Origin of the sequence: Solibacillus sp. FSL R5-0449, from assembly GCF_037975215.1 — a bacterium.
Lineage (GTDB): Bacteria > Bacillota > Bacilli > Bacillales_A > Planococcaceae > Solibacillus.
On sequence record NZ_CP150239.1, the window covers coordinates 2,450,082 to 2,475,211 of the forward strand.

Here is a 25,130-nt window from a genome sequence, read left to right on the forward strand (position 1 = left end):
AACCACATTAACAGAAAATACGCTCATATGTAACTATTCTAGAAAACAAATTGTAAAGCTTTTGAAAAAAATGAAGAATGCGCTCACACGCATTCTTCGAAGTATACTACTGTTATAAAACAACCTTATTGTTCTATATACTGTCCAATATTTTTAAATTTCATATAACGATTTTCAACTAATTGATCTGGGTTTTCGTTATTTAATTCATCTAAAATAGTTGTAAGATATTCTTTCATAAAAATCGCCTGCTGTTCGATATCCTTATGGGCACCGCCGGCAACTTCCGGGATAATCCCATCAATCACTTTAAGCTGTTTTAGATCAAGGGCTGTAATTTTCATTGCTTCCGCTGCTTCTTTAGCATAGCTTGCATCTTTCCATAAAATTGATGCAGCGCCTTCAGGGGAAATTACTGAATACGTTGAGTTTTCAAGCATCAGAATCTTATTTGCAACCCCAAGTGCAAGTGCACCGCCACTTCCACCTTCACCAATTACAATACTAACAATCGGTACCCGAATGCCGGCCATTTCAAACAAATTCCGGGCAATCGCTTCACTTTGACCGCGTTCCTCAGCTGCTTTACCAGGGTACGCACCTTTCGTATCGATAAAGCAAATAATCGGGCGTTTGAATTTCTCTGCCTGTTTCATTAAACGCAACGCTTTCCGGTATCCTTCAGGATGGGGCATACCAAAATTGCGGCGGATATTTTCCTTAGTCGTTTTTCCGCGCTGATGTCCAATAATCGTAATCGGCTGACCATTGAATGAGGCAATCCCGCCGACAATCGCTGCATCATCTTTAAATGTACGATCCCCATGCACTTCGATAAAATCTTCAAAAATACGTTCAATATATTCAAGTGTTGTTGGACGATCCGCATGACGGGCTACTTGCACACGGTGCCAAGGCTCCATATTTGCATAAACGCTTTTTTCAAGTTCCTGCAAGCGAGTTTCCAGCTTGTCAATTTCCCCAGTCATATCTACATCTGCTTCCGTGGCAATTGTTTTCAGCTCTACAATTTTTTCGCGAAGTTTTACAACCGGTTCTTCAAATGCCATTAATTTAGACATGCGATACGCCTCCCTGTACATGCAGCTTAACGATTGTTGCAATTTTATCACGCATTTCTGTCCGGTTAAAAATTGCATCAAGCTGTCCATGATCTAATAAAAATTCTGCTGTCTGGAAATCATCCGGTAACTTTTCACGCACCGTTTGTTCTATTACACGACGTCCCGCAAATCCAATCAGGCTTTGAGGCTCCGCAATATTATAATCGCCGATCGATGCAAAACTTGCGGATACACCACCAGTAGTCGGATGCGTCAAAATTGAAATATAGAGTAAGCCTTCCTCGCTATGGCGTTTTAAAGCAACACTCGTTTTTGCCATTTGCATTAATGACAATACGCCTTCCTGCATTCGCGCACCGCCACTTGCCGTAAAGATAATGAACGGCACTCTCAATTCTGTTGCCTTTTCTACAGCACGTGTAATTTTTTCACCTACAACCGAACCCATTGACCCCATACGGAAGTGCGAATCCATCACTGCAACAACGACCTGCATCCCTTTTAATGCACCGACACCTGTTAATACCGCTTCGTTCAGCCCTGTCTTCTTCATATCCGCTTCCACTTTTTCCACATAGGCAGGGAAGTTTAACGGATTTGTAGTTTGTAAATGATCGTCCATTGAAACAAATGAACCTTCATCTAAAAAACAGGCAATTCTTTCATTGGCATTCAAAGTAAAATGATGTTGGCATTTTGCGCATACTTTTAAGTTCTTCTCGAGTTCCTTTGTGACATGAATTGTTTTACATTTAGGACATTTTGTCACGATGCCTTCCGGAAAAGATTTTTCATCTTCTTTTCTAGTAATATTATCAGTATTTTTTTTACGACTAATTGTAAATAAATCACGAATCGCCATCGTAATCCCCCTTTATCTTCACATAATCATTCTTTAATAATGACCATCCATTTTTCATATGATTCAATTGCTTCATGTAAATAACCCATTTGCAATGAAGCAAGCATTGTTTTCAGTTCCATTTTCTCTTCTTCTGTAATTTCATGTGCCAATAAATTATTGCTGAATGAAACAAGCTGGAGCCAAATTTTTAATGCGAGACGGTTACCTGAAACGATCATACATTCGCGAAGAATGTCTTCTCGTTTTAGCTCCTGTTCAAGCTCTACCTTTGCAAAAAAGCTCTGCCAAATCGGTAATGCCCTTAAATTATCCGACTGACAAATAATTCGAATCGCTTCTTTTTCATGCATTTGTCTTGTCGCATGTACATCCGCGATTGACTTTTCGTCCTGTAAAATAAACGACCCGACAATTTCCACAAACTGATGGTGCTGCATACTCGCCAAGTATGTACCACCGCCATGCCTTGTTTCGATTAAACCAAGAAGCTCCAGACTGCGCAGGGCCTCCCGAACCGAAGACCTGCCGACTTGCAGTTGCTCGCTTAACATTCTCTCTGAAGGAAGCTTCTGCCCTTCTTGAATATTTTGTTCTGCAATTAAATCATGTAATTGCTTCACAATTTGAATAAACATCTTTTTTGCGGGCTTCTCTTCCACATTTTTCACCTCACCGTGACGAACGCTTTTCATTTATCAATAAAAGTGGTCAGACCAGTTACTAAAGTAAGAATACAAAATGTTTTTCACATTGTAAAGAGAAAATATAAAACTTATATTTTATATATAATAAAATTTGCGAATATATAACTAGATTTACGTTTTTTCGATAAATTTAGATGTACCTATATAAAAAGAGCGCCTCTAAAGCTATTAGAAGGCGCTCTTTAATACTATTTATTTTATAATAATCTGCTTCACTTTTATTTGTTGCTTATTGAATCGATGCTCGTAAAAGCCTTCGATATAAAGCAGTCCCTCTTCCCTGATTTTCCCGACAACCTGCTCATATTCTTTCGGAAATACTGTTAAAGAAACCGCTCCAAACTCATCTTCCATTTGTACAAATGCCATCAGTTCACCGCGTTTTGTGCGAAGCTGGCGCATTTCCCGAACTTGACCGATCATCTTTACGAATGCATTGTCTTTAAGCTGCGCCAAAGTCTGAACTGTTGCCGTAACTTCCGGAAAATGGCTTCGAATTTTAACAATCGGATGATCTGATAAATAAAAACCGAGTACATCCTTTTCAAACTGAAGTTTTATTTTTTCGGGCATTGGGGACGTTTCACTATACTTCGGTTTGCCAAATGCGAGCAATGCCCCTTCAAACAAGTCATCCCCGCCCGGTCGTACGAAATCGGCCTGTTTTTGTGCACCTTCAATTGTAGCGAGTAATGTTGCACGATCTTTGCCGAACTCATCAAGTGCTCCAGCTTTAATGAGCGGTTCGATAATTTTCCTGTTGAAATTCGCTGTCGTCAACGTCACCGCCAAATCAAATATTGAATCAAACGGCTTTTGTCTTTCTTCCCGCGCAATTAACAGTTTTTGCATAAATGGCTGTGGTACTCCTTTAATCGCAGACAGACTAAATCGAATTTTCCCGCTTTCCACTTTAAAGTGACGCATACTTCGATTAACCGACGGCGGTAATATTTCGATTCCCCTTGCTTTTGCCTCCATTATAGTTTGGGCAAGCTTTTCCGGATTACCTGTCGCATTTGTCAGGAGCGCAGCATAAAAATTGACCGGATAATTGGCTTTCAAGTATGCCATCTGGTAGGAGATGACACTATAGGCAACGGCATGGCTTTTCGGGAAGCCATAATCGGCAAACCGTACGATTAATGCATACACTTCTTCTGCTGCCTGCTGGGTATAGCCTTTTGACAGAGCACCTTTTACGAAGGATGCCCGCTGCTGTTCTAGTACATCCCGCTTCTTTTTACTCACAGCACGACGGAGCAAATCAGCCTGTCCAAAAGAAAAGCCCGCCATCACATTCGCAATGCGCATAATTTGTTCCTGATAAATAATAACACCGTATGTCTCTTCCAAAATCGACGTTAAATGCGGATGTGGCATAATGACCTGCTCTTTTTTATGCTTTCTTCTTGCATACATCGGGATAAATTCCATCGGACCTGGTCGATATAATGCATTGACCGCCACAATATCTAAAAAATGAGTCGGTTTAATTTCACGGAGTGCATTTTTCATTCCATCCGATTCAAGCTGGAAAATACCATTTGTATCACCATTTTGTAATAGTTCGAATGTTTTTTCATCATTGAATGGAATTTGATTAAAATTGATTTGCGTATTATGGGTAAACTGTATCGACTTTCTTATTTGTTCTAGTATCGTCAAATTACGGAGTCCCAAAAAGTCAATTTTCAACAGCCCGTTTTGCTCCACTTCCTGCATCGGCCACTGTGTTAAAAATATTCCGTCATGTCCTTCTTCAATTGGTACGACATCCACTAATGGAACAGGACTCAAGACGACCCCTGCTGCATGTGTAGAAGCATTCCTTGGGAGTCCTTCTAAACGAAGGGATGTTTGAAACCATTTTTGGCGTATGGGCTCTGCTGTAACCCATGCCCTTAAGTTTTCCGACATTGCATAGGCTTCCTTCAGTGTAATGCCGTGCTTATTCGGTATCAGCTTAGATATCATTTCCAGCGCTTCGCTTTCGAAGTTAAACATACGGGCAACATCACGGGCAACCGCTTTTGCAGATAGTGTACCGAACGTAATAATTTGTGCGACATATTGTTTGCCGTATTTTTTTGCAACATACTGAATAACTTCATGCCGTCTCGTGTCTAAAAAGTCGATATCAATATCCGGCAAAGTAATACGTTCCGGATTTAAAAAACGTTCAAACAGTAAATCATATTGCAATGGGTCCACCTGTGTAATCTCGAGTGCAAATGCGACAAGTGAAGATGCGGAAGAACCACGGCCCGGACCTGTTAATATTTGTGATTCCCGTGCAAAACGCATGAAATCGGCAACTATAAGAAAATAATCCGAATAGCCCATCGATTGAATAACATGAAGTTCATAGTTCAACCGTTCAACATAATGTGTTGGCAATGTGTTCATATTTAAACGCCGCTGTAAACCGTTCACCACATGCTTCTGCAGCAAGCTCTCCGCCGTTTCCCCTTCTCCAACAGGAAATTTCGGCATATACACATTGTTTGTATTGATTTCGATTTGACAGCTCAGTAATAGAGTTTCCATTTGTATGAGCCATTGCTTTTGATCATGAAACTTTTGCTGCCACTGTTCTGCTGTCAGCAAATGATTTTCCTGTTTATTGCTTTTTACAGCATCACTCAGTTTTACACCGGTGTGAATGGCCTGTGCCACTTCATAGGCAAAAAAGTCCTCTTCATTGAAAAACAGGCTTTCATGAGTTGCCACAATCGGCAGAGCATTTTTTTCTGCGAGCTGCACTGCTGCACTTTCCACATCTGCTGTGTCGGATAAACGTGAAATCCCGATATATACTTCATGCGGATAGGCCTTCATAATTTCTTTCAATAATGATTCTGCATCCTGCTGAAGCCATATTGCCTGCTGTTCGAGAACAGGGATCATAAAAGCAATTCCTTTTCCATATGCAAGCAGCCATCTTAATGGAATCGTCTGCTCTGGTCGAATGGATATACTGCTGGAAATTTTCAACAAATTACGATAACCTTCGTTTGTTTTTGCATATAAAACAAGCGGCAACGATTGATCTTCCGTCAATTCGAGCTGAATCGTCAACCCTACTACCGGATGAATACCGGCCCTTTTCATTTCAAACCAAAAAGGCAAAAGACCGTACAATTTCGTATTAACAATTGCACAGCTTTTTGCCTTTTGCTGATGTAAAAAAGGGATGAGCTCTTCGATACGAATTGTACTTTTCAATAAATCTGCACTTGTCCGTACTTGTGGATATACAGTCACCCGTCATCCCTCCATCATATTATTTATATTCACTGCAAATGACCTTTAAATCTTCAATTACTTGATCTGCCTCTTCCCATGAATATGCTGTAGCACCAGATGCCAGCGGATGCCCGCCGCCATTATATTTTTTCGCCAGGCCGTTGATAACCGGACCTTTCGAGCGGATGCGAACGCGAATTGTATCATTATCCTCGATGAACATCACCCATGCACGGATATTCTTTACATTGCCCAATGAACTAACTAATAGGGATGTTTCGGAAGGAGTAGCATCGAATTGCTTTAAAATATCTGCAGGCAATTTAATCGATGCCGCGCCGTGTTCATCCATTTCAAAATGCTGGTATATATAACCTTGAAGATTTAATAGCTTGCGTTCCATTTCGTACATACCATCAAATACTTCATTTCGGTCGAAATTATATTGTACAAGGTGTCCTGCTGTTTCAAATGTTTTCGGACCCGCACTAGGGTATAAGAATCGCCCAGTATCACCGACAATTCCCGCGAATAACAGGCGTGCCGCTTCATCGGACATCTTCCAGTCTGCATACGCTTTGCCTTCTTCATAAAGGTCATAGATCATTTCACTGCATGAACTAGCATCCGTATCCACCCATAATAAATCACCATAAGCATCATCATTCGGATGGTGGTCGATTTTAATAAGAAAATCGCCGTTTACATAGCGCTGATCGTCAATACGCTCGGTATTCGCAGTATCAGTCACAATGACCAGTGCATTTTTAAACTGTGCATCTTCAACTTGCTGAGGAGATGCCATGAATGATAATGAATCATCATGCTCACCAACCGTGTAAACCGCCTTTTCCGGATAATTTGCCCGAATCAACTCTGCCAGCCCAATTTGTGAGCCGTACGCATCTGGGTCTGGCCGTACATGGCGATGCAGTACAATTGTTTCATATTGTTTAATTTTGTCAATAATTTGACGTTTCAATACATTTCCTCCTCGTGCATATTGAATACCTATATCATTTTCTATTAAAAATCGTTACAATATTTAGTAGTTTGGCTATTAGGAGGTTCAATATGGTCTATTTAAATTTTCTGTTTGTTGCCTGTATTATAGCATCACTAGTATTTTATTTTTATTTCAAAACAAAGCAGTTCCGTTCGACATTACCAATCCGTCGTAAATGGTATACTGCGAAAGCTGGAGTTGCGCTTGCCGCATTTCTCATCTTCTTTGGTCTGAATGCAACGATTCTGTATCCGGATATTCTCGGGTTTGCCGTTGCAGCTATTTTCCTTATCATTGGTGCAGGTTTAGGTGTGAATAACTATAAACGCATGCAGCATGAAGGGCAATACATAAAAGAGGAATACGAACTAAACAGGTAAAAGAACGGGGTCAGTTGAAAGTGATTACTTTCAGCATGACCCTTTTTTAGCGTTCTAATAGTTGGAATGTCATCATCGCTTTTCCTACAAGATTTGTCGCACTGTATACTTCAAAATCCATTTTCACGAACTTACGGGACATGTCCAAAATTCTTGGACGGACAGTTAAAACACTTTCCATCTGAACAGGTTTGATAAAATAAATATTCATATTCTCAACAACTGCTTCCCCGCGCTTACGACGCTTCAATGCAAATGCACCGACTTCGGATAACAGGATTGTAAAAGCACCGTATGAAATTGCACCAAACTGGTTTGTCATTTGTGGTGTAACCGTAAATTCCACTTCAATATCTTCTTCACCCATGACGCGCATTTCATTTTTCACTAAATCATCGATCGTCTCTCCGTGCTGAGGCTGGCGCTGCGCTAACTGGATCGCCTTCAAAACATCCTGGCGACTAATAACCCCTTTTAATAACCCTTCCTCATCAATGACAGGGAGCAAGTCGATTCCTTCCCAAATCATTCGGTGACCTGCTGAAGCGACACTCGTTTTCATCGAAGCAGCAATCGGGTTCTTTGTCATTACTTTATCAATCGGTTCCGATTCTTCTTTCCCGATTACGTCCTTGCTCGTAATCATCCCGACTAGTCTGTTTTGGCCTGTAACTACAGGAAAGGCTCCATGTGTCGTACGACGGTTCTGTCTATGGAAATCTGCAATCGTATCATTATTTTTTAATACTGCTGTATCTTCCATTGGCACGTATACATCTTCAATCAATAAAATATCTTTTTTAATTAGCTGGTCATAGATGGCACGGTTGATCATCGTTGCCACTGTAAACGTATCATATGTTGTCGAAATAATCGGTAAATCCACTTCATCTGCCAGCTCTTTGTTGGATTCAGTTGTATCAAAACCACCTGTAATCAATACAGCAGCCCCTGTTTTCAATGCGTATTCATGTGCCTGTGTACGGTTACCGACAATGAGCAGGCTCCCTGCATCAGTATAGCGCATCATATCATCAAGCTTCATCGCACCAATTACAAATTTCGTCAATGTTTTATGGAGACCTGTCTTTCCTCCTAAAACTTGACCATCTATAATATTTACAATTTCCGCAAATGTTAAGCGTTCAATATTTTCTTTCTTTTTCTTTTCAATTCGAATCGTACCTACACGTTCGATTGAGCTTACAAGACGTCGGTTTTCAGCTTCTTTAATCGCTCGGTAAGCTGTCCCTTCACTCACTTGCATTTCCTTTGCAATTTGACGAACCGAAATTTTATCGCCAACTGGTAGTGATTCAATGTATTGTAAAATCTTCTCGTGTTTCGTTGACAATTACATCACCTATTTCTCATCATTCATTTATGTCTTTAGTGTACCATATTTAAACAGCGCAATTATAGTATTTTCAATACATATACCCGTATAATTGCTTATAAATGTATGAAAAAGCGATAGGTTTAAATAAGACAAACTGCCCAACAAAATAGTTTGTTGGGCAGTTTAAGTTATGCAAGAATTATATAATTGTTTGAATACCAGAATGAGATTAGAATTTCACAAACTCCCCTGGTTTCAATACTTGAACTTCTGCGTCTTCAACAAGTTTCGCAAAGTCTGCCGGATCTTGTTCAATCGGCGGGAATGTGTTGTAGTGGACAGGCACGACAATTTTTGGTTTCAGTAACGAAACAGCATATGCTGCATCTTCCGGTCCCATTGTAAAGTTGTCGCCAATCGGTAAAAATGCGATATCAATCGGATGACGTTTTCCGATCAACTCCATATCCCCGAATAATGCCGTATCACCAGCATGGTAAATTGTTTTGCCTTCAGCTGTAAATAAAATTCCGGCCGGCATTCCCATATAGATGATTTCGTTGTTTTCCGTTACATATGAAGACCCGTGGAACGCCTGTGTAAATTTCACTTTCCCGAATTCAAATTGGCGTGCACCACCAATATGCATATTGTGGACTCTGCAACCTTGCCAGCCTAAATAGTCCGCAAGCTCATTTGGTGCAACGACAAGTGCATCATGTTTTTTTGCTAATTCTACTGTATCACCAACATGATCATTATGTCCGTGTGTCAATAAAATGACATCCGGTTTTTCATTTTCAACCTTTAAGTCTGTTTGTCCATTTCCATTAATGAAAGGGTCAATTAAAATCGTAGTCCCATTTGTCACGATTTTTACTACGGAATGTCCGTGAAATGAAATCTGCATATAACATACCTCCTAAAATAACCTTCCCTGTATCATTCGATATTTATGCATAATTCTCCTTTTTTTGATATGCTTATACCGCGAATTCATTAATTGAATAACAAAGGAGTTTATACAATGTCGAAATTAAAACAATTACAAAATCATCTAAATGAAAATGGTTGGGATGCTGCTTTTATTACAACACCTGACAATGTCTTTTACTTTTCCGGTTTTAGAAGTGAGCCACATGAGCGTTTACTTGGCGTGATGGTATTCAAGGATGCAGAACCGTTTTTAATTTGCCCGAAGATGGAAATGCCTGATGCAGTAGCTGCAGGATGGACTTTCGATGTTGTCGGACATGAAGATACTGAAAATGCCTGGGATGTTGTTGCAAAAAATGTAGCGGCTCGCAATGTTTCATTCGACACATTGGCGATTGAGAAATCTCATTTAACGGTTGAGCGTTTAGAAGCAATTCAGGAACGTTATGAACATTTAAAATTTGCTGGAATCGATGAAAAAATTAACGCGCTTCGTATTTCAAAAGATGAAGCGGAACTTGAAAAATTACGTAAAGCTGCAGAATTAGCGGACTACGCAATTCAAGTTGGCTGTGATGCCATTGCAGAAGGCGTAACAGAAATGGAAGTATTGAATACAATCGAATCAGCCATTAAGGCAAAAGGCTATGCGATGAGCTTCGATACGATGGTTTTAGCTGGAGAAAAAGCCGCTTCTCCTCATGGGACACCAGGAAACCGCAAAATAAAAAAAGGTGACTTAATCCTGTTCGACCTAGGCGTTATTTACGAAGGGTATTGTTCAGATATTACGCGAACAGTTGCATTCGGTCAGCCAAATGACGAGCAAATTGAAATTTATAATGCTGTCCGCCGTGCAAACGAGGCTGCGATTGAAGCAGTTAAACCAGGTGTCCGTGCAATGGACTTGGATAAAATTGCGCGTGATGTCATTACAGATGCAGGTTACGGCCAATACTTCACACACCGTTTAGGTCACGGTCTTGGTATTTCTGTTCATGAATTCCCATCGATCAACGGTGCCAACGAATTTGTTCTAAATGAAGGAGCAGTATTTACAATCGAACCCGGTGTTTATAAAACGGATGCTGCTGGCGTTCGTATCGAAGACGATGTAGTCGTTACAAAAGATGGTGTTGAAGTACTTACATCATTCACGAAAGAACTTGTAATTTTATAATATATTAGTTTATTTGATTGTATAGATACTATTAAATTTGCATAAACTAAGCGAGCAGTCCCTTTTATTAGGGTTGCTCGCTTTTTAATTTTTATAGACAACTCAACAAATTACTCACTTTACAATTTTTAACTTGTTTTCTAATAGCAAAAATGAGGAATAGACCATTAATTACTCAAAAATAACCGAAAGGAAGTGGTGCATTATGAAAAGATGGTCAATTACTACGTTACTTATAATTGTGCTTACACTATTGCCAATAAGTCAAATTGAATGGAATACGGAAGCCGAAGCAAGTCAAACAAGCAAGGTAAATAATGAAGTCATTTTAAAAAGTGCATCACCGAATAAAGCAGTAAAAGAAAAAACCCCTGTCTCGAATACAGGCTTTATGCCAAAAGTAAACCGCACTTATACGTATAAACCCTCATTTGAGGATGCCGGTCCTAAAACATATACCGCTTCTCAAAATGAATCGATTGAAAACTCGGTAGAATTATTGGAAGGTGACTATATCGGATATACGTATATTGAAGATGAGCAGCAGCTTGCCTTAGGTGTTGCCTACTCAGATCTATTTTTCTTTTCATTAAGCTATCCAATGAAAGAAAAGACAACTATTACCGATACGGATTATTTATATGATGGTACTACGGAAACAACACAAGTGTATGTTGAAAGCACAAGTGCAACAGTTAAAACAAAAGCAGGTACATTCCAAAATGTAGTTGTATTAAAATATCCAAACGGCATGAAATTGTACCTGGCAAAAGATTACGGTATTATCCGTATTACCGACTTTGAAGGTACTATTACAACAGAATTAATCTCGGTAAAATAAAATAAAAGGCCGGGATATAACCCAAAAACGCTATTTTCCTCTGAGAAAAATAGCGTTTTTTTGCTGAGCGTTAAAATTGATTTCCATTCCGGGACGCTTTCCGCGGGCGTGGCCTGAGCCTGTAGTCTCAGGCGTCACGCTATTCCCGCAGGAGTCGCCCTCCATTCCAATCAATTTTGCAATATATCCGTTTCTTAATAAAGACTTTCCTCTTATTTAACAATAATTCTACTTATGTTCCTGCCTCTTTTGCTGTTAACTATTGATTAATTTAATCCTGTCAGTGCACCTAATACATCTTCTACTTCCGCAAATTCAAGCCCTTGTGCGTCTGCTACTGCACGGTATACAACTTTACCGTCCAATGTATTAACACCGCGCTTTAATGCAAGATTGTCCAGACATGCACGTAAAAAGCCTTTATTGGCAATCTGTAATGCATAAGGAACCGTATTGTTTGTTAATGCGATCGTTGATGTACGTGGAACCGCACCTGGCATATTTGCAACAGTATAATGTACAACACCATGTTTAACAAATGTAGGATTATCATGTGTTGTAACTTTTTCTGATGTTTCAAAACAGCCGCCTTGGTCAATCGCAATATCCACAACTACAGATCCTGGTGACATTGATTGAATCATTTCTTCCGTCACTAATTTTGGTGCCTTCGCTCCCGGAATAAGTACCGAACCAATTACTAAATCAGCAGAACGAACAGCATCCGCAATATTATACGGATTTGAAATCAATGTTTGAACATCACGTCCGAATAAATCATCAAGCTGACGTAATCGTTCAGGGTTCAAATCGATGATCGTAACATCCGCTCCCATGCCGACTGCTACTTTGGCTGCATTTGTTCCCGCAATACCGCCACCGATTACCGTTACTTTACTGCGTGGAACACCTGATACTCCACCAAGCAAGATACCTTTTCCGCCCGGCAGTTTTTCTAAATAATGTGCGCCGATTTGTGTTGACATCTTCCCTGCCACTTCACTCATCGGTGTTAATAATGGTAAAGAACCGTTTGGTAATTGCACAGTTTCATAGGCGATACCGATTACGCGGTTTTCAAGTAAAGCTTTAGTCAGTTCAGGCTCCGGTGCTAAATGTAAATACGTAAATAATATTAATCCTTCACGGAAATACTTGTATTCACTTTGCACAGGTTCTTTTACTTTTAAAACCATTTCTCCTGCCCATGCTTCAGCTGCTGTTTGTACAATTTGGGCACCAGCTTCAATATAGTCCTGATCCGTAAATGCAGAACCTAATCCTGCACCTGTTTCAATGTATACTTCATGGCCATTTGCGATTAAAGACAACACCCCTGCCGGTGTCATCGCAACTCGATTTTCGTTGTTCTTTATTTCTTTCGGTACCCCAATTTTCACCATAATTCCTCCCTTTAACAATCACTTAGAAATATGCTTAACATAAATCAAATCCATTTTACCAATTTTACCAGCAAATTAGTAGAGGATTTTGAATGTAAATTCTATTCAGAAAAGTGAAGGGGCAATAATATCTTGGGACTGTAGAGATTGTACAATTATTTTGCGTAGAAAAATATTTTATAATAGTAAAAACTATTATTTCCTATATACAAATTTGTGACTATTTCATGGAAGTTATTGTTTTCCACCTATATTTCAGCGCATTAATTATGTCCTTTGAAAAATTATTTGGTATAATATAGTTATAGATAATTAGGAGGTATGTAAAATGGCAAACCATTATAAAAGCATTGTAGTAGCAGTAGACGGCTCGAAAGAAGCAGAATATGCATTCCGTAAATCAATCGATGTTGCAAAACGCAATGAAGGTGCAACAATCAACCTAGTAAACGTTATCGACACACGTTCTTTCGCAGCGATAGAAGCGTACGACCGTTCAATTGCTGAGCGAGCTCAACAACATGCAGAAGAATTATTAAACGGCTATAAAAAGCAAGCTGAAGAAGAAGGCGTTGAAAATGTTAACCTGATTATTGAATATGGCTCTCCTAAAAATATCATTACAAAAGAACTTTCTAATGTTGTAGAAGCAGATTTAATCATCTGTGGCGCAACTGGTTTAAACGCTGTAGAACGTTTCCTGATCGGTTCTGTATCAGAAGCAATCGTACGTTCAGCTACATGCGACGTATTAGTTATCCGTACTCCAGAGTGATTTAAATAAAGAACATACAAAATGCCATCTTCTCAAATTGAGTCGATGGCATTTATCATTTATCATGCATTGCAGATATAGTGGAAGAGGCAGTACTTCCGCCTCTAAACTTTATCGCTTCTGATCATTGCTTTCTTTCCACATGCGTACTTTTTCAAAGAACATCGCCAGCGTATCACGGTTTGACATATTCGGTACTTTTGCCAATAAAACCTCACGTGGAGCTTTTAACTGCTCGCTTTGCTTTTGTAAAATTAAAATACTTTTCTCATGCGCTTTTGACGAGAACAGGTTTTCCGGTAATTGGATGACCGCCTGAATCCACGCGTGCCCTTTAATATACTGATGAAGCTGTTTGGCCTGTTCTGATTCGAATAAATTTGCAGGAATCAGGAAAAATCCAAATCCGCCTTCTTTTGTATAATTTAAAGATTGCTCGATAAACAGATGGTGTGCGTAGCTCATTCCCTCTGCCGCGCATAATTCGTAGTCAAGTGCCACTTCTTCATTCGGATAATATCCTACAGGCAAATCACAAACTACCGCATCAACCGGATCGACCAATAGTTTTTCCAAAGCATCTTGACGGAAAAGTGTAACAGGTTGTTCGATCAGGTCTCCTGTCGCTGCTGCCAGTCGAATTAACAAATCATCGACTTCCACTCCTGAAGCGATTACTTTCCCTTCGAGCGCATTCATGACTGTAAAAAGTAAATTCCCTGTACCGAGTGCCGGATCCACAAGAGAAATCGTCCGGTCCTTTAATTCCTCTTCGAAGCATTGCGCTACAAAATGGCTTACGATGAGCCCCAATGTATCTGGTGTCATTTGGTGGTTCGGCTGTGCACTTTTACGCATTCCTTTTAAAATGGCAATTTGGATTGCTTTACGCATATCTTCCTTCGTTGCACCTACAACTTGCCATTCAAATTTCCCATCCAACGTATCTTCCAATGTTTGCAGTAACGCTTCCAAATAATCCTGCTCTTGCTCGGCAGCAACTTTTTCTGCGTTGTCATTAATATATTTAAAAATTTGTTCAAACTTTTCCATTAAACTGACTCCCTCATTCCATTCATTTGGATTTCTCGCCTGAATACGACATATCCACTAAATGAACAACCCACTCAATGATCATTGAGTGGGTGTTAATTATACATGTAATTACTTTACAACAAAATCACTGAAAACGAAATTATTTTACAAGAGCTTTTACAGCTTCGATGGCAGCATCATAATTCGGGTGGTCTGTACCTTCTGGAACATATTCCACATAAGCAACTTTACCTGTTTCATCAACAACGAAAATTGAACGTGCTAAAAGGCGTAATTCTTTCATATGTACGCCATATGCTTCACCGAATGATGCATCGCGGTGGTCTGATACTGTTACAACATTATCGATACCCGCAGCTCCACACCAACGTTTTTGAGCAAATGGTAAATCCATTGACACTGTGTAAATTACAACATTGTCGCCTAAGCTTGCCGCTGCTTCATTAAATGTACGAGTTTGCTTATCACAAACACCTGTTTCCAATGAAGGAACAACTGAGAATAAGCGAATTTTACCTTCAGAATCTTTTAAAGTTACTTCTGATAAATCATTTGCAACTACTGTAAAGTCAGGTGCTTGATCACCCACTTTTACCTCATTACCGATTAATGTGATTGGACTGTTTTTAAATGTTACTTGTGCCATACTAAACGCCTCCTTTATATTCCCTAATATTACTAAAAAAGATTTAGCAATTGCAACTAACTGAGCTTATATTCATTTAAATAAAGTAAACAAAAAGAAAAGAGCTGTTTTATAAGACGTATCTTACAAAACAGCTCTTCTCTTGCTTAGAAGGTGTCGATAGTAATTTATTTCCCGTTCTTTTCATTTTTAAACATCTTTTGTATAAATATTTTCATGAACAACGACCGTATCGGCAAAATAATCGGCAATGCTCTTATTATTTGGTGAAAAGGCGACAATTAAATACGGTAAATATAATAATGTACCGTTAATAAACCGGCCGACCCCCTCACGAAATAGTACCGTCATCCAATCCAGTGCTTCCCCATCGTCTTTTTCAACTTTGATTCCAAACGTCATTTTCCCTAACGTTTGCTTGAAAAATTTTGTCATGAGCACAAAATAAGCATAGAAAATAAATCCCGAAATAATTGTCATCGGTGCATACCATACATCGCTGGCAACACTCCAATTCATCAATGCAAATATCGGTCTAATCGAGACACCGATAATCGCACTAACAACAATTGAATCCAACAGAAATGCCCAGAAACGCATCCAGAAGCCGGCTGTTTTTTGTTTTATAGAAGGCGGCTTTACGACAGATGCTTCATCCACTACTTCGATTATGTCAGTCATCGTAATCCCTCCTATTAGTAGTCACCATATAAATACATCATACGAGGTGAATTTGTCGTCGATATAATTTTGGACAATACTTCAGACTCAGCAGATGGTCGCAGCATAGAACCCAGTTTCACACCTAATAATGAACCCCAGCTTGATGTATCCTTTGTATATTCAAACAGCGCTGCATCTTCCAATCCATAATCTGTGCGTAATGCATTAATCGTCGCTTCCTCATTTCCAATTTCATCAACAAGACCTGCACGTAATGCCTGCGTACCGCCCAGTACACGCCCATCCGCTACTTTCTTCACTTGCGCTTCAGACATATTACGTCCGGCTTCTATAATATCAACGAAATGTTCATATGATTCATCGATCATTTCCTGCAGCATCGCAAGCTCCTCTTTAGTAGAAGGTCTTACTCCGCCAAACATGTCTTTATGTTCGCCTGATTTGATTGTTTCAAACTCGATCCCGAAATTCTCGGCTAATTTCCCGTAGTTAATCGATTGCATAATAACACCGATTGACCCGGTAATTGTCTCGCGTTGAGCAAAGATTTTATCTGCTGGTGCTGAAATATAATAACCGCCCGAAGCAGCCATTGATCCCATTGATACGTAAATCGGAATTTGCTTTTCTTCTTTAATTTTCAATAACTTTTGGTAAATTTCTTCTGATTCAATGACACCGCCACCTGGAGTGTTTACAGATAATACAACCCCTTTGACTGTATCGTCTTCCAGTACAGCATCCAGTTGCTCCATAAATAACTGATGATTGTAATCGACCGTTTCCCAAATACTCGGTTCCCCTACATCCTGAATTACACCATCTACCGTTAAATGTGCAATTCGACTCGTTAAGTCTCCTGTCTCCACGACATTTTCGTATGTGAGCGATTCTGTACCCATCAAGTTATCGAAACTAGTAAAGAAATCGGTCTTAAAAATCGAAATAATCGTATTGATTCCGATAGAGAAAAATAATAATACGGCAGCAATAATGAGTGCCACTACTCGTTTTGTATTCATTTTCACGCCTCCTCAATATATGTACGAAACTATTTTACAAAAAGTTTCATCAAAAACCATTTCCTGCAGTGATTTTGACATACTACCATTTGAACAGCCAACCACCAAACGTTAACTGTTATATGAATACTTGCATTATAAAGTAAAAAAAGGCGGCAAATTTCGCCACCTTTTTTAATTACCCGGGAAATAATTGTCGAGCAATGTTATTTCCCTTACTTTACACGCAATTCAACTCGACGGATTTTCCCTGAAATTGTTTTAGGTAATTCGTCTAAAAACTCGATAATTCGCGGATATTTGTATGGTGCCGTCAGTTGTTTGACATGATTTTGCAGATCTTCAACAATTGTCGGGCTATCCTTTAATGTACCATCCTTTAGAACGACAAATGCTTTTACAACATTTCCCCGAATTTCATCGGGGCTTGCAACAACAGCACATTCCTGGACAGCTGGATGTTTTGTTAACGCATCTTCTACTTCAAACGGTCCGATTGTATAACCTGATGAAATAATAATGTCATCATTACGTCCCTCAAACCAGAAATAGCCGTCTTCATCTTTTATTGCCCGGTCGCCTGTTACATACCAATCTCCACGATACTGAATTGCTGTACGTTCAGGATCTTTATAATATCCTTTAAATAATGCAGGAGTCGATCTGTGCACTGCAATATCACCGACTTCACCAGGTGGTACAAGGTCACCGTCTTCATTGATTAAATCAATGATATTTCCCGGAGTCGGTTTTCCCATTGAACCAGGGCGCAATTCCATATTTAATAATGTCCCGATCAACAATGTATTTTCTGTTTGACCATAGCCATCACGGACAGTTAATTGGTGCTCACGTTCAAATGTTTCAATCACTTCACGGTTTAATGGCTCACCAGCAGATACAGCACTGCGCAATGAAGATAAATTAAATGAGTTCAACTGATCTAATTTCGCCATCATTCGATATTCCGTTGGTGTACAGCATAGTACATTGATTTGCTGTTGCTCGATTAAATGTAAAAACTGTGTTGGATCAAATTTTCCTTTGTATACAAATCCTGTTGCGCCACTGCCTAACACAGCAAGGAACGGACTCCAGATCCATTTTTGCCATCCTGGTGCCGCTGTTGCCCATACTGTATCGCCATCACGTACACCAAGCCACTCAGCTGCCGTTGTACGTAAATGGGCATAACCCCACCCATGTGAGTGCATTACGGCTTTTGGATTGCCTGTTGTTCCTGACGTATAGGCTAAAAACGCCAAATCATTTGCTGTTGTCTCAACAGAATCAAACTCGGTTGACTGCTGATCTGCAAGCGCCGTCAAAGAAGTCCAACCTTCTTTTTCATTTCCGACGATAAAGCATTCGACATTCGCTAAATTTTCCACATGTTCAAACTCATTTACGAACTGCTCCATTACGATAATTGCCTTCGCCTCTGAATGATTTAGACGATAATCGATATCTTTAGCCCGCAAAAGCTCGGAACTCGGGATGATGACTAGTCCTGCTTTTAATGCTCCAATATAAGAAACATATGCTTCTAAACAGCGCGGCAGCATAATTAAAATAACATCACCTTTTTTTAATCCTTGTGCATAAAACGCATTTGCGGCCTGATTTGCCCTCTGTAGTAACTCTTCGTATGTATACCGCTCTTGATGTCCGTTTTCTTCCTGAAACACTAATGCTGTTTTTGAGCTTTTATTTTCATGCTTTTCGAATTCATTTACAATATTATAAATTTCCGGTGCAATTAATTGGTTTTCATTCATTTTCATATTCTCCCCTTTGTTTGAAAAAAATGAGCCTTACATATTAAGTATAATAATCCTTTTCATTAATATCAAAATATTCCGCCACTTTTTGTTGCATAACAAAAATTATTTATAAACAAAATAAAAAGAAACGCTACTTAAAAGTAGCGTTCTTTTTTAAAACGTATTATTGGTTTTGGTTGCCGCCGCGTAATTGCTGCTCAGCCATCTGTACTAGGCGTTTCGTAATTTCGCCACCTACAGAACCGTTTGCACGAGATGATGCGTCAGGACCTAATTGTACGCCAAATTCTTGTGCAATTTCATATTTCATTTGGTCTAAAGCTTGTTGTGCACCAGGTACACGTAATTTGTTTGAGCTGTTGTTGTTTGCCATCTGTCTCTCACCTCCTTGTGACATTAGAATGTGCCGGGAGGAGAGATTAATACATAAAAAACACAGGTAAATTATAGCTCGATTAGGAAATCATTTTCAGTAGCTAAAAACTATAGTAAATCAGCGAATTTATCTTCTTTAACTTCCTTTTGAGGGAACTGATATACTTCACGGTTTTTAACGGCACGATCAATTAAATCATCGAATTCCGTAAAGCTTTCAAAACGTTGAACCTTTTCTAGTTTCGGTTTTGTTTTCGGACTAGATGGTGTGAAAATCGTACAGCAATCTTCAAATGGCTGGATTGATGTTTCGTATGTGCCAATATCTTTTGCAATTTTAATGATATCGTTTTTGTCTGCAGAGATTAGCGGACGTAAAATCGGTGTATTTGTCACATCATTAATTGCCGTTAAACTTTCCAATGTTTGTGAAGCGACTTGTCCTAAGCTTTCGCCTGTTACAATACCTAATGCGCCGATATCTTCACGCACTTTATCGGCTACTTTCATCATCATTCGGCGTGTTGATGTCATTGACATGTTGTCTGGCACTGCATCTTTTACTGCCACTTGCAGTTCCGTGAACGGAATGACATGCAGACGAATATTTGCACCGAATTTTGTTAATTCATTTGCAAGTTCTTTTACTTTTTGTAATGCATTATCGCTCGTATACGGAGGACTGAAGAAATGAATCGCATCCAGTCGCACGCCGCGTTTCATCATTAAGTAACCTGCAACTGGGCTGTCGATACCACCTGAAAGCATCAGCAATGAACGTCCGTTTGAACCAATCGGCATACCTCCAGCACCTTGAATCACTTGAGCCATCATATAGATCGCATCTTCGCGAACTTCAATGCGTAGTGCAAAATCCGGTTTTTTCACCTGTACTTTAAAGTTCGGGAAATTCGGCAATATCGTCGCACCCATTTCACGCTGTAATTCATGCGTGTCCAACGGGAATGTTTTATCTGTACGATGTACTTCAACTTTAAATGTTAAATCGCCTTTATCACGATAGTCTTCTAAAATTTCAAAGGCTAAAGCTTTCATCACATCCAGATCTTTTTCACAAGATGCAACAGGGCTGATTGATTGAATACCGAAAACATGTGGTAAACGATCCATCAGTACATCAAATTTTTCTTTATTTTCAACTTCAATAAACATACGGTCACGCTCTGCACGAATTTTCAGTGGTGCAATATCGTTAAATGAATAACGTACATTATCACGTAAACGGCTGATAAAATCTTTTTTGTTACGACCTTTTGTTGAAAGTTCACCATAGCGAACTAAAATTTCTTTAAAAATCATTGCGTAATATCTCCTTTTAATTCTTTCATTACGATTGTGAATTGCTTTTTAAATGAGGCAATATCTTCGTCTGTATTGATGGCGCCTAGGCTTAAACGGAGGACACCGTTTTTATAGCGGCTATCGATATTAAGAGCTTCCACAACATGGCTTGTTTTCGTCTGTTTTGACGAGCAGGCACTTGATGTTGAAACGATAATATCACGTTTTTGTAATGCATTTATTAAAATTTCACCTTTTAATCCTCTTACACTGAACGATAAAATATGCGGTGCACCGTCTTTCGGCGACAGGACATATACTTCCTGACCAAATTGCTCAAAGAAACGATGAAGATCTGCAGACCACTTTTTAAAGTTTTCAACATTCTCCGCCATGCCTTCAACAGCTAAACGGGCGGCTTTTGCCAATGATACAGCTTGAGGTACAGCAACCGTACCACTTCTTAATCCAAACTCTTGTCCACCACCAACAATAAATGCCTTAAGCTGTGGTTTTTTACGGAATGCTAACAAGCCACTTCCTTTTAAACCCTGAATTTTATGACCTGAAATGGAAATGACATCCGGACCGTTGTCTCCATCAAAAAAGACCGGCAGCTTACCGAAACTTTGAATCGCATCAACATGGAACATTGCCTGGCATGAATCGTGAATAATTTGTGCAGCTTCCTTAATCGGCTGCACAGCTCCGATTTCGTTGTTGACATGCATAATGCTCACAATAATAGTATCTTTGCGAAGCTTTTGCTGTAATTCATCTAAAGAAATGACTCCATATTTATTCACTTTTAGGTAATCAATTTCGTAGCCTTCTTCTTCCAATCGCTTGACTGCTTCCAGAATCGAAGGGTGTTCTATTTCTGTCGTAATAATATGCTTGCCTCTAAAATTGCTCGATTTGGCTAAACCAAAAAGTGCTGCATTATTCGATTCCGTCCCTCCGGAAGTGAACAAAATATTCTTTTCCTCTGTATGAAGAATATTCGCTAATTGCTCCCGGGCTTTTGTTAGTAAAGCATTTGACTCGACACCTGCACGGTGAATCGATGCAGGGTTCGCATAATACTGTTCATTCACTAACATAAATGTAGCCAAGACATCTTTGTGCGGCTTTGTTGTCGCACTATTATCTAAATATATCATCTATACTCAACCTTCTTTTTAAAACTAATTTCCCGTAATCTTATTACCATTACAGTTTCCTGCTTCTATTCTTCACTTACCAAAGAGAGAGGTTGTGTTAATCGTCAATTTGACGATTAACACAACCTCATAAATGTGCTTATTTATTATAACGCTAAATGGATCAACATGTAACCGTTATGCTTATTATTTTGTAAGCAGCTGCTCCTGAACGAGCTCCTCAATGCGCTTAATTGCATTAGGGTCGATAATTTCAACCGCTTTTGCTGCATCTTCCAGTGCTTTTATGTAGCGGAATTTCTTGAATGCGTCTTCAGCTTCAAGCAAATATTCATGTACTTGTCGATTTGTAGCACGGTAGCGGTTACCGAACTGAATAAGACGCTCAATAATTAATACATTTTCAATCATTTCCTGTGCTTTTTCATGTGTTTCCTCAATCGACTGCTTTGCATTTAGTAAATGCTGGTTCACTTGGATAATATTCAACGGTACTTCCTGTAGGCTTTGAACAACTACAAAAATCTGTTCTGCTGCCTCTTCTAATCTAGCATCCATTTCTTCCGGAATCCCCGGAATATTGGCACGTCCTAGCAGGCGCTCTGTATCTTGCAATAAGCGCTTTAAAGTTTCCAATTCAGCTCTTGCTTTATTTTCATCGATACGGAGATTTTTCAGTTTGTTCGAGAATTTTTCCTGCTCTTCAGCAATTTGCTCAATTTCATCCGTAATTTCTTTTAGCTCTTCCTGTAAGCTCGAGTAAGCTGACTTTTCTTCTTGAACGCGTGTTGATAACAGTTCATAGCGTCTTTGTAATACTTCCAAATGCTTTAAGCCCGCTTTTGGAATTTCCGCTTCTTTATCCTGTAAACGGTAGCTATGCTGTACATAAGCGACTTCATCATTAATGTCCTTAGTGAGGCGCATTACATCATTGATCACACTGTACATACCCGAACAGTTGCGTTCAACATATTTTCTTGCCATAACTTCTTTTTCAAGCAAGTTATAGAAGTGATCAATTTCATCATTAATTGTTTGAATGCGTGGTGAAACTGCCGGCAAGTTCAATTCAGCAATTGCCGTTTTTAACATTTCCAGTTCGTTTTCAAGTCCATTCAAATATTCCGTCAGTTCTAAATGGCGTAAATAATACCTTTGTTCTTCCATTTCACGCTGTCCATTACGAAGTTCATGAATTGCAGTTGGGATTTTAGTTTGAATTTCTGTAAGCAGTGTCGGCACATCATTTAATAAACTAAAAATTTCTTGTGCTTCACTGTTCAGCTGTAGGACAATTTCACGTGCCTGCAAATAGTTGCCGTCTTTCGTTAACTCATCAAACTCTTCAAACTTCGGCGTAAATTGCTCCAGCTTCTTTTCCAACGCTTCCAACGCAGGTCCAAATGAATGCTGGTGCGCCAAAATTGTCTTGCGTGCAGAGCGGTAATATTCTTTCAGCTGCTCGATTTCAATGCGGTTTTTCTCTTCACTGCCAATCAATTCATCCAGTTCAGTAATAATCTGCACACGTACTTGCTCACATTTAGCAAGCTCCTGTTCGATATCACGTTCTGTATGTGATGCTTTTTTAAATTTAAATCGGTCGACAAATTCTTCCGCATCAAACAACAATTCGTCAATTTTCGGAATTTGCTTATCGACAACATCCAACCAGCGATTACGCCAGTTTTCAAACAGCTCTTCTGTTTGACCGTTCATATTAAGGGCTTTTACTTTTGCGAGCTCCTCAAAAATCGGGTAATGTTGTATTTGTAGTTTTTCCTTATCTAATCGTCCTATTTCTGCATTATGCTTGCGTCTTACTACTAAGCCTGCCATTAATAATGCTAATAGTACGACGACAACAATGATGATATACTTTATCATTGTAAGCCCCCTAATCCCAAATAAAATCAATATTTTAGCTATATACGTATTATTTATAATAACATGTTTTTTTATATTTGTTTAACTATTTCCAGCTTTTTTTACTTTTAAATACCATAATTTTGAAGGAAGGTCATTCAATTGAAACGAGACGGTCATATACATACACCTTTTTGTCCCCATGGTTCTACAGATTCGATCGAAAAATATGTCGAAAAAGCGATAGCAAGCGGCTTTAAAGAGATTACTTTTACAGAGCATGCCCCCTTACCTGAAAACTTTGTCGATCCAACGCCTGACAAGGATAGCGGCATGAATCCCGCTTATTTGATGGATTACTTTAAACTACTGAAGCGCGCTAAAGAACAGTATCAATCTGAAATTAAAATCAATATTGGCTTAGAAGTAGACTATATTGTCGGCTATGAACATGAAACAAAACAATTTCTGAATGAAGTCGGTCCATTGATGGATGACGCCATATTGTCCGTACACTTTTTAAACTTTCAAGACGAGTATGTATGTATTGACTTTTCACAGGAAGTATATTTACAATTTGCCAATAAGGTTGGCGGCATTCTTCCTATGTATAAGCTTTACTACGAAACGGTGAAAAAGTCGATCAAAGCAGATTTAGGCTTATATAAACCAAAGCGTATAGGACATCCTACTTTAATCCATAAATTCCAGCATGCCCATGACGAACAGATCGATGATGCAGCGGACATCAGTGAATTATTGAAGATGATGCAAACCGGTCATTATGAGCTGGATTTTAATAGTGCCGGTCTGAGTAAACCGTATTGTAAGGAGCCATACCCGCCCTATCCATTTGTGAAACAGGCAATTGATTTACAAATCCCGGTTATTTTCGGCTCGGATGCCCATACGGCAGCTGATTTACATCAGCATTATAATTTATTGCAAGACAAAATAACTTTTTAATTGGAGGATTTCTATGTTTGGAAATATTACTTATAACGGGACTTTGACAGAACAGTACGAACTGCTTTCTAAACAGTTGGATGCATTGCTGGAAGGGGAAAAAAACTTAATCGCTAACTTAAGTAACGCTTCCGCTTTATTAAATACTTTTTTAAAGGAAATTAACTGGGTTGGATTTTATTTAATGGATGAAGGCGAATTGGTACTTGGACCATTCCAGGGCTTGCCTGCTTGTGTTCGAATTCCTGTAGGTCGCGGTGTTTGTGGCACAACCGTTGCAAAAGAACAGACAATGGTTGTAGACGATGTACACGCTTTCCCAGGTCATATTGCTTGTGACGCTGCATCCAAATCGGAAATCGTTATTCCTTTAATTAAAAATGGAGTCGTTTTAGGCGTTTTAGATATTGATAGCCCGATTGAAGCACGTTTTACTACCGAAGATAAAGATGGTTTGGAAAAATTCGTGAATATACTGTTAAAGCATATTTAATTGCTAA

At 39.2% G+C, this 25,130-nt stretch carries 23 protein-coding genes; 6 read left to right on the forward strand and 17 right to left on the reverse strand.

Translation table 11 applies throughout. The annotated features are described in order from the left end of the window. Window positions 1-125: 125 nt before the first annotated feature. The 5 genes from MKY27_RS12205 to MKY27_RS12225 form a co-directional block, all read right to left on the reverse strand. On the reverse strand, window positions 126-1,082 hold the full coding sequence (locus tag MKY27_RS12205; RefSeq protein ID WP_339172560.1) for an acetyl-CoA carboxylase carboxyltransferase subunit alpha: 957 nt from the start codon (window positions 1,080-1,082) through the stop codon (window positions 126-128). Beyond that, on the reverse strand, window positions 1,075-1,947 hold the full coding sequence (gene accD / locus MKY27_RS12210) for an acetyl-CoA carboxylase, carboxyltransferase subunit beta (protein ID WP_339172562.1): 873 nt from the start codon (window positions 1,945-1,947) through the stop codon (window positions 1,075-1,077). The genes MKY27_RS12205 and accD overlap by 8 nt, the downstream gene beginning before the upstream one ends. Before the next feature lie 26 nt (window positions 1,948-1,973). Continuing rightward, entirely contained in the window at window positions 1,974-2,609 is a 636-nt protein-coding gene (locus MKY27_RS12215) for a GntR family transcriptional regulator (RefSeq protein ID WP_339195388.1), read from the reverse strand. A 237-nt stretch (window positions 2,610-2,846) separates the two neighbouring features. Next, window positions 2,847-5,921, reverse strand: a complete 3,075-nt coding sequence (gene dnaE, locus MKY27_RS12220) for a DNA polymerase III subunit alpha (protein ID WP_339195390.1) — start codon at window positions 5,919-5,921, stop codon at window positions 2,847-2,849. A 19-nt stretch (window positions 5,922-5,940) separates the two neighbouring features. Further along, window positions 5,941-6,885 (reverse strand): bifunctional oligoribonuclease/PAP phosphatase NrnA, encoded by a 945-nt coding sequence (locus tag MKY27_RS12225; protein WP_339172571.1) that lies wholly within the window; start codon window positions 6,883-6,885, stop codon window positions 5,941-5,943. 92 nt (window positions 6,886-6,977) lie between these two features. Between MKY27_RS12225 and MKY27_RS12230 the strand changes: the two genes are divergently transcribed. After that, entirely contained in the window at window positions 6,978-7,289 is a 312-nt protein-coding gene (locus tag MKY27_RS12230) for a YtpI family protein (RefSeq protein ID WP_339195393.1), read from the forward strand. A gap of 46 nt (window positions 7,290-7,335) precedes the next feature. Here the strand turns inward: MKY27_RS12230 and MKY27_RS12235 are convergent, their stop codons facing one another. Further along, the gene (locus MKY27_RS12235; protein ID WP_339172577.1) at window positions 7,336-8,643 is read right to left on the reverse strand and encodes a DRTGG domain-containing protein; all 1,308 of its coding nucleotides are present in this window, start codon (window positions 8,641-8,643) and stop codon (window positions 7,336-7,338) included. Between the two features lie 214 nt (window positions 8,644-8,857). Beyond that, window positions 8,858-9,538: a metal-dependent hydrolase gene (locus MKY27_RS12240; RefSeq protein WP_339195395.1), complete on the reverse strand. Its 681-nt coding sequence runs from the start codon at window positions 9,536-9,538 to the stop codon at window positions 8,858-8,860. A gap of 117 nt (window positions 9,539-9,655) precedes the next feature. Here MKY27_RS12240 and MKY27_RS12245 point away from each other — a divergent pair, with 117 nt between their 5' ends. Next, a complete protein-coding gene (locus MKY27_RS12245; RefSeq protein WP_339172582.1) occupies window positions 9,656-10,744 on the forward strand; it encodes a Xaa-Pro peptidase family protein in 1,089 nt (362 codons plus the stop codon). 205 nt (window positions 10,745-10,949) lie between these two features. Next, a complete protein-coding gene (locus MKY27_RS12250) occupies window positions 10,950-11,585 on the forward strand; it encodes a 5,10-methylene tetrahydromethanopterin reductase (RefSeq protein ID WP_339195398.1) in 636 nt (211 codons plus the stop codon). Between the two features lie 266 nt (window positions 11,586-11,851). Here the strand turns inward: MKY27_RS12250 and ald are convergent, their stop codons facing one another. Next, on the reverse strand, window positions 11,852-12,985 hold the full coding sequence (ald, locus tag MKY27_RS12255) for an alanine dehydrogenase (RefSeq protein ID WP_339172589.1): 1,134 nt from the start codon (window positions 12,983-12,985) through the stop codon (window positions 11,852-11,854). A 331-nt stretch (window positions 12,986-13,316) separates the two neighbouring features. Between ald and MKY27_RS12260 the strand changes: the two genes are divergently transcribed. After that, window positions 13,317-13,763, forward strand: coding sequence for a universal stress protein (locus MKY27_RS12260; RefSeq protein WP_339172592.1), 447 nt, complete (start codon window positions 13,317-13,319; stop codon window positions 13,761-13,763). Window positions 13,764-13,874: 111 nt separating this feature from the next. Here MKY27_RS12260 and MKY27_RS12265 read toward each other — a convergent pair whose 3' ends face one another. The 9 genes from MKY27_RS12265 to ezrA form a co-directional block, all read right to left on the reverse strand. After that, window positions 13,875-14,816 (reverse strand): class I SAM-dependent methyltransferase, encoded by a 942-nt coding sequence (locus tag MKY27_RS12265; protein WP_339195399.1) that lies wholly within the window; start codon window positions 14,814-14,816, stop codon window positions 13,875-13,877. A 142-nt stretch (window positions 14,817-14,958) separates the two neighbouring features. Further along, complete coding sequence (tpx, locus tag MKY27_RS12270; RefSeq protein WP_339195402.1) at window positions 14,959-15,465, reverse strand: thiol peroxidase; 507 nt, start codon at window positions 15,463-15,465, stop codon at window positions 14,959-14,961. A 189-nt stretch (window positions 15,466-15,654) separates the two neighbouring features. Beyond that, window positions 15,655-16,146, reverse strand: coding sequence for an RDD family protein (locus MKY27_RS12275; protein ID WP_339172598.1), 492 nt, complete (start codon window positions 16,144-16,146; stop codon window positions 15,655-15,657). A gap of 14 nt (window positions 16,147-16,160) precedes the next feature. Next, entirely contained in the window at window positions 16,161-17,171 is a 1,011-nt protein-coding gene (gene sppA / locus MKY27_RS12280) for a signal peptide peptidase SppA (protein ID WP_339195405.1), read from the reverse strand. Between the two features lie 215 nt (window positions 17,172-17,386). Then, window positions 17,387-18,949 (reverse strand): acyl--CoA ligase, encoded by a 1,563-nt coding sequence (locus MKY27_RS12285; RefSeq protein WP_339195408.1) that lies wholly within the window; start codon window positions 18,947-18,949, stop codon window positions 17,387-17,389. Window positions 18,950-19,118: 169 nt separating this feature from the next. Beyond that, window positions 19,119-19,328, reverse strand: coding sequence for an alpha/beta-type small acid-soluble spore protein (locus MKY27_RS12290; RefSeq protein ID WP_339172602.1), 210 nt, complete (start codon window positions 19,326-19,328; stop codon window positions 19,119-19,121). 110 nt (window positions 19,329-19,438) lie between these two features. Continuing rightward, window positions 19,439-20,650, reverse strand: coding sequence for a tRNA uracil 4-sulfurtransferase ThiI (thiI, locus tag MKY27_RS12295; RefSeq protein ID WP_339172604.1), 1,212 nt, complete (start codon window positions 20,648-20,650; stop codon window positions 19,439-19,441). Then, window positions 20,647-21,795 carry a cysteine desulfurase family protein gene (locus tag MKY27_RS12300; RefSeq protein WP_339195411.1) on the reverse strand — a complete coding sequence of 383 codons (1,149 nt, stop codon included), beginning with the start codon at window positions 21,793-21,795 and terminating at the stop codon, window positions 20,647-20,649. Before MKY27_RS12300 ends, thiI begins: the two co-directional genes overlap by 4 nt. 186 nt (window positions 21,796-21,981) lie before the next feature. Continuing rightward, window positions 21,982-23,685, reverse strand: a complete 1,704-nt coding sequence (gene ezrA, locus MKY27_RS12305; RefSeq protein WP_339195414.1) for a septation ring formation regulator EzrA — start codon at window positions 23,683-23,685, stop codon at window positions 21,982-21,984. A gap of 141 nt (window positions 23,686-23,826) precedes the next feature. Between ezrA and hisJ the strand changes: the two genes are divergently transcribed. After that, entirely contained in the window at window positions 23,827-24,630 is an 804-nt protein-coding gene (gene hisJ, locus MKY27_RS12310; protein ID WP_339195417.1) for a histidinol-phosphatase HisJ, read from the forward strand. 13 nt (window positions 24,631-24,643) lie between these two features. Continuing rightward, window positions 24,644-25,123: a GAF domain-containing protein gene (locus MKY27_RS12315; protein WP_339172613.1), complete on the forward strand. Its 480-nt coding sequence runs from the start codon at window positions 24,644-24,646 to the stop codon at window positions 25,121-25,123. Window positions 25,124-25,130: the final 7 nt, after the last annotated feature.

Excerpts from the sequence above, each read along its gene's own strand:
- MKY27_RS12240 (WP_339195395.1), bottom strand. The coding sequence starts at position 9,538 with ATGCAGATTTCATTTCACGGACATTCCGTAGTAAAAATCGTGACAAAT.
- MKY27_RS12245 (WP_339172582.1), top strand. The coding sequence starts at position 9,656 with ATGTCGAAATTAAAACAATTACAAAATCATCTAAATGAAAATGGTTGG.
- MKY27_RS12290 (WP_339172602.1), bottom strand. The coding sequence starts at position 19,328 with ATGGCAAACAACAACAGCTCAAACAAATTACGTGTACCTGGTGCACAA.
- MKY27_RS12275 (WP_339172598.1), bottom strand. The coding sequence starts at position 16,146 with ATGACTGACATAATCGAAGTAGTGGATGAAGCATCTGTCGTAAAGCCG.
- MKY27_RS12315 (WP_339172613.1), top strand. The coding sequence starts at position 24,644 with ATGTTTGGAAATATTACTTATAACGGGACTTTGACAGAACAGTACGAA.
- MKY27_RS12265 (WP_339195399.1), bottom strand. The coding sequence starts at position 14,816 with ATGGAAAAGTTTGAACAAATTTTTAAATATATTAATGACAACGCAGAA.
- MKY27_RS12250 (WP_339195398.1), top strand. The coding sequence starts at position 10,950 with ATGAAAAGATGGTCAATTACTACGTTACTTATAATTGTGCTTACACTA.
- sppA (WP_339195405.1), bottom strand. The coding sequence starts at position 17,171 with ATGAATACAAAACGAGTAGTGGCACTCATTATTGCTGCCGTATTATTA.
- accD (WP_339172562.1), bottom strand. The coding sequence starts at position 1,947 with ATGGCGATTCGTGATTTATTTACAATTAGTCGTAAAAAAAATACTGAT.
- MKY27_RS12285 (WP_339195408.1), bottom strand. The coding sequence starts at position 18,949 with ATGAATGAAAACCAATTAATTGCACCGGAAATTTATAATATTGTAAAT.
- MKY27_RS12205 (WP_339172560.1), bottom strand. The coding sequence starts at position 1,082 with ATGTCTAAATTAATGGCATTTGAAGAACCGGTTGTAAAACTTCGCGAA.
- tpx (WP_339195402.1), bottom strand. The coding sequence starts at position 15,465 with ATGGCACAAGTAACATTTAAAAACAGTCCAATCACATTAATCGGTAAT.
- MKY27_RS12230 (WP_339195393.1), top strand. The coding sequence starts at position 6,978 with ATGGTCTATTTAAATTTTCTGTTTGTTGCCTGTATTATAGCATCACTA.
- MKY27_RS12260 (WP_339172592.1), top strand. The coding sequence starts at position 13,317 with ATGGCAAACCATTATAAAAGCATTGTAGTAGCAGTAGACGGCTCGAAA.
- ezrA (WP_339195414.1), bottom strand. The coding sequence starts at position 23,685 with ATGATAAAGTATATCATCATTGTTGTCGTCGTACTATTAGCATTATTA.
- MKY27_RS12300 (WP_339195411.1), bottom strand. The coding sequence starts at position 21,795 with ATGATATATTTAGATAATAGTGCGACAACAAAGCCGCACAAAGATGTC.
- thiI (WP_339172604.1), bottom strand. The coding sequence starts at position 20,650 with ATGATTTTTAAAGAAATTTTAGTTCGCTATGGTGAACTTTCAACAAAA.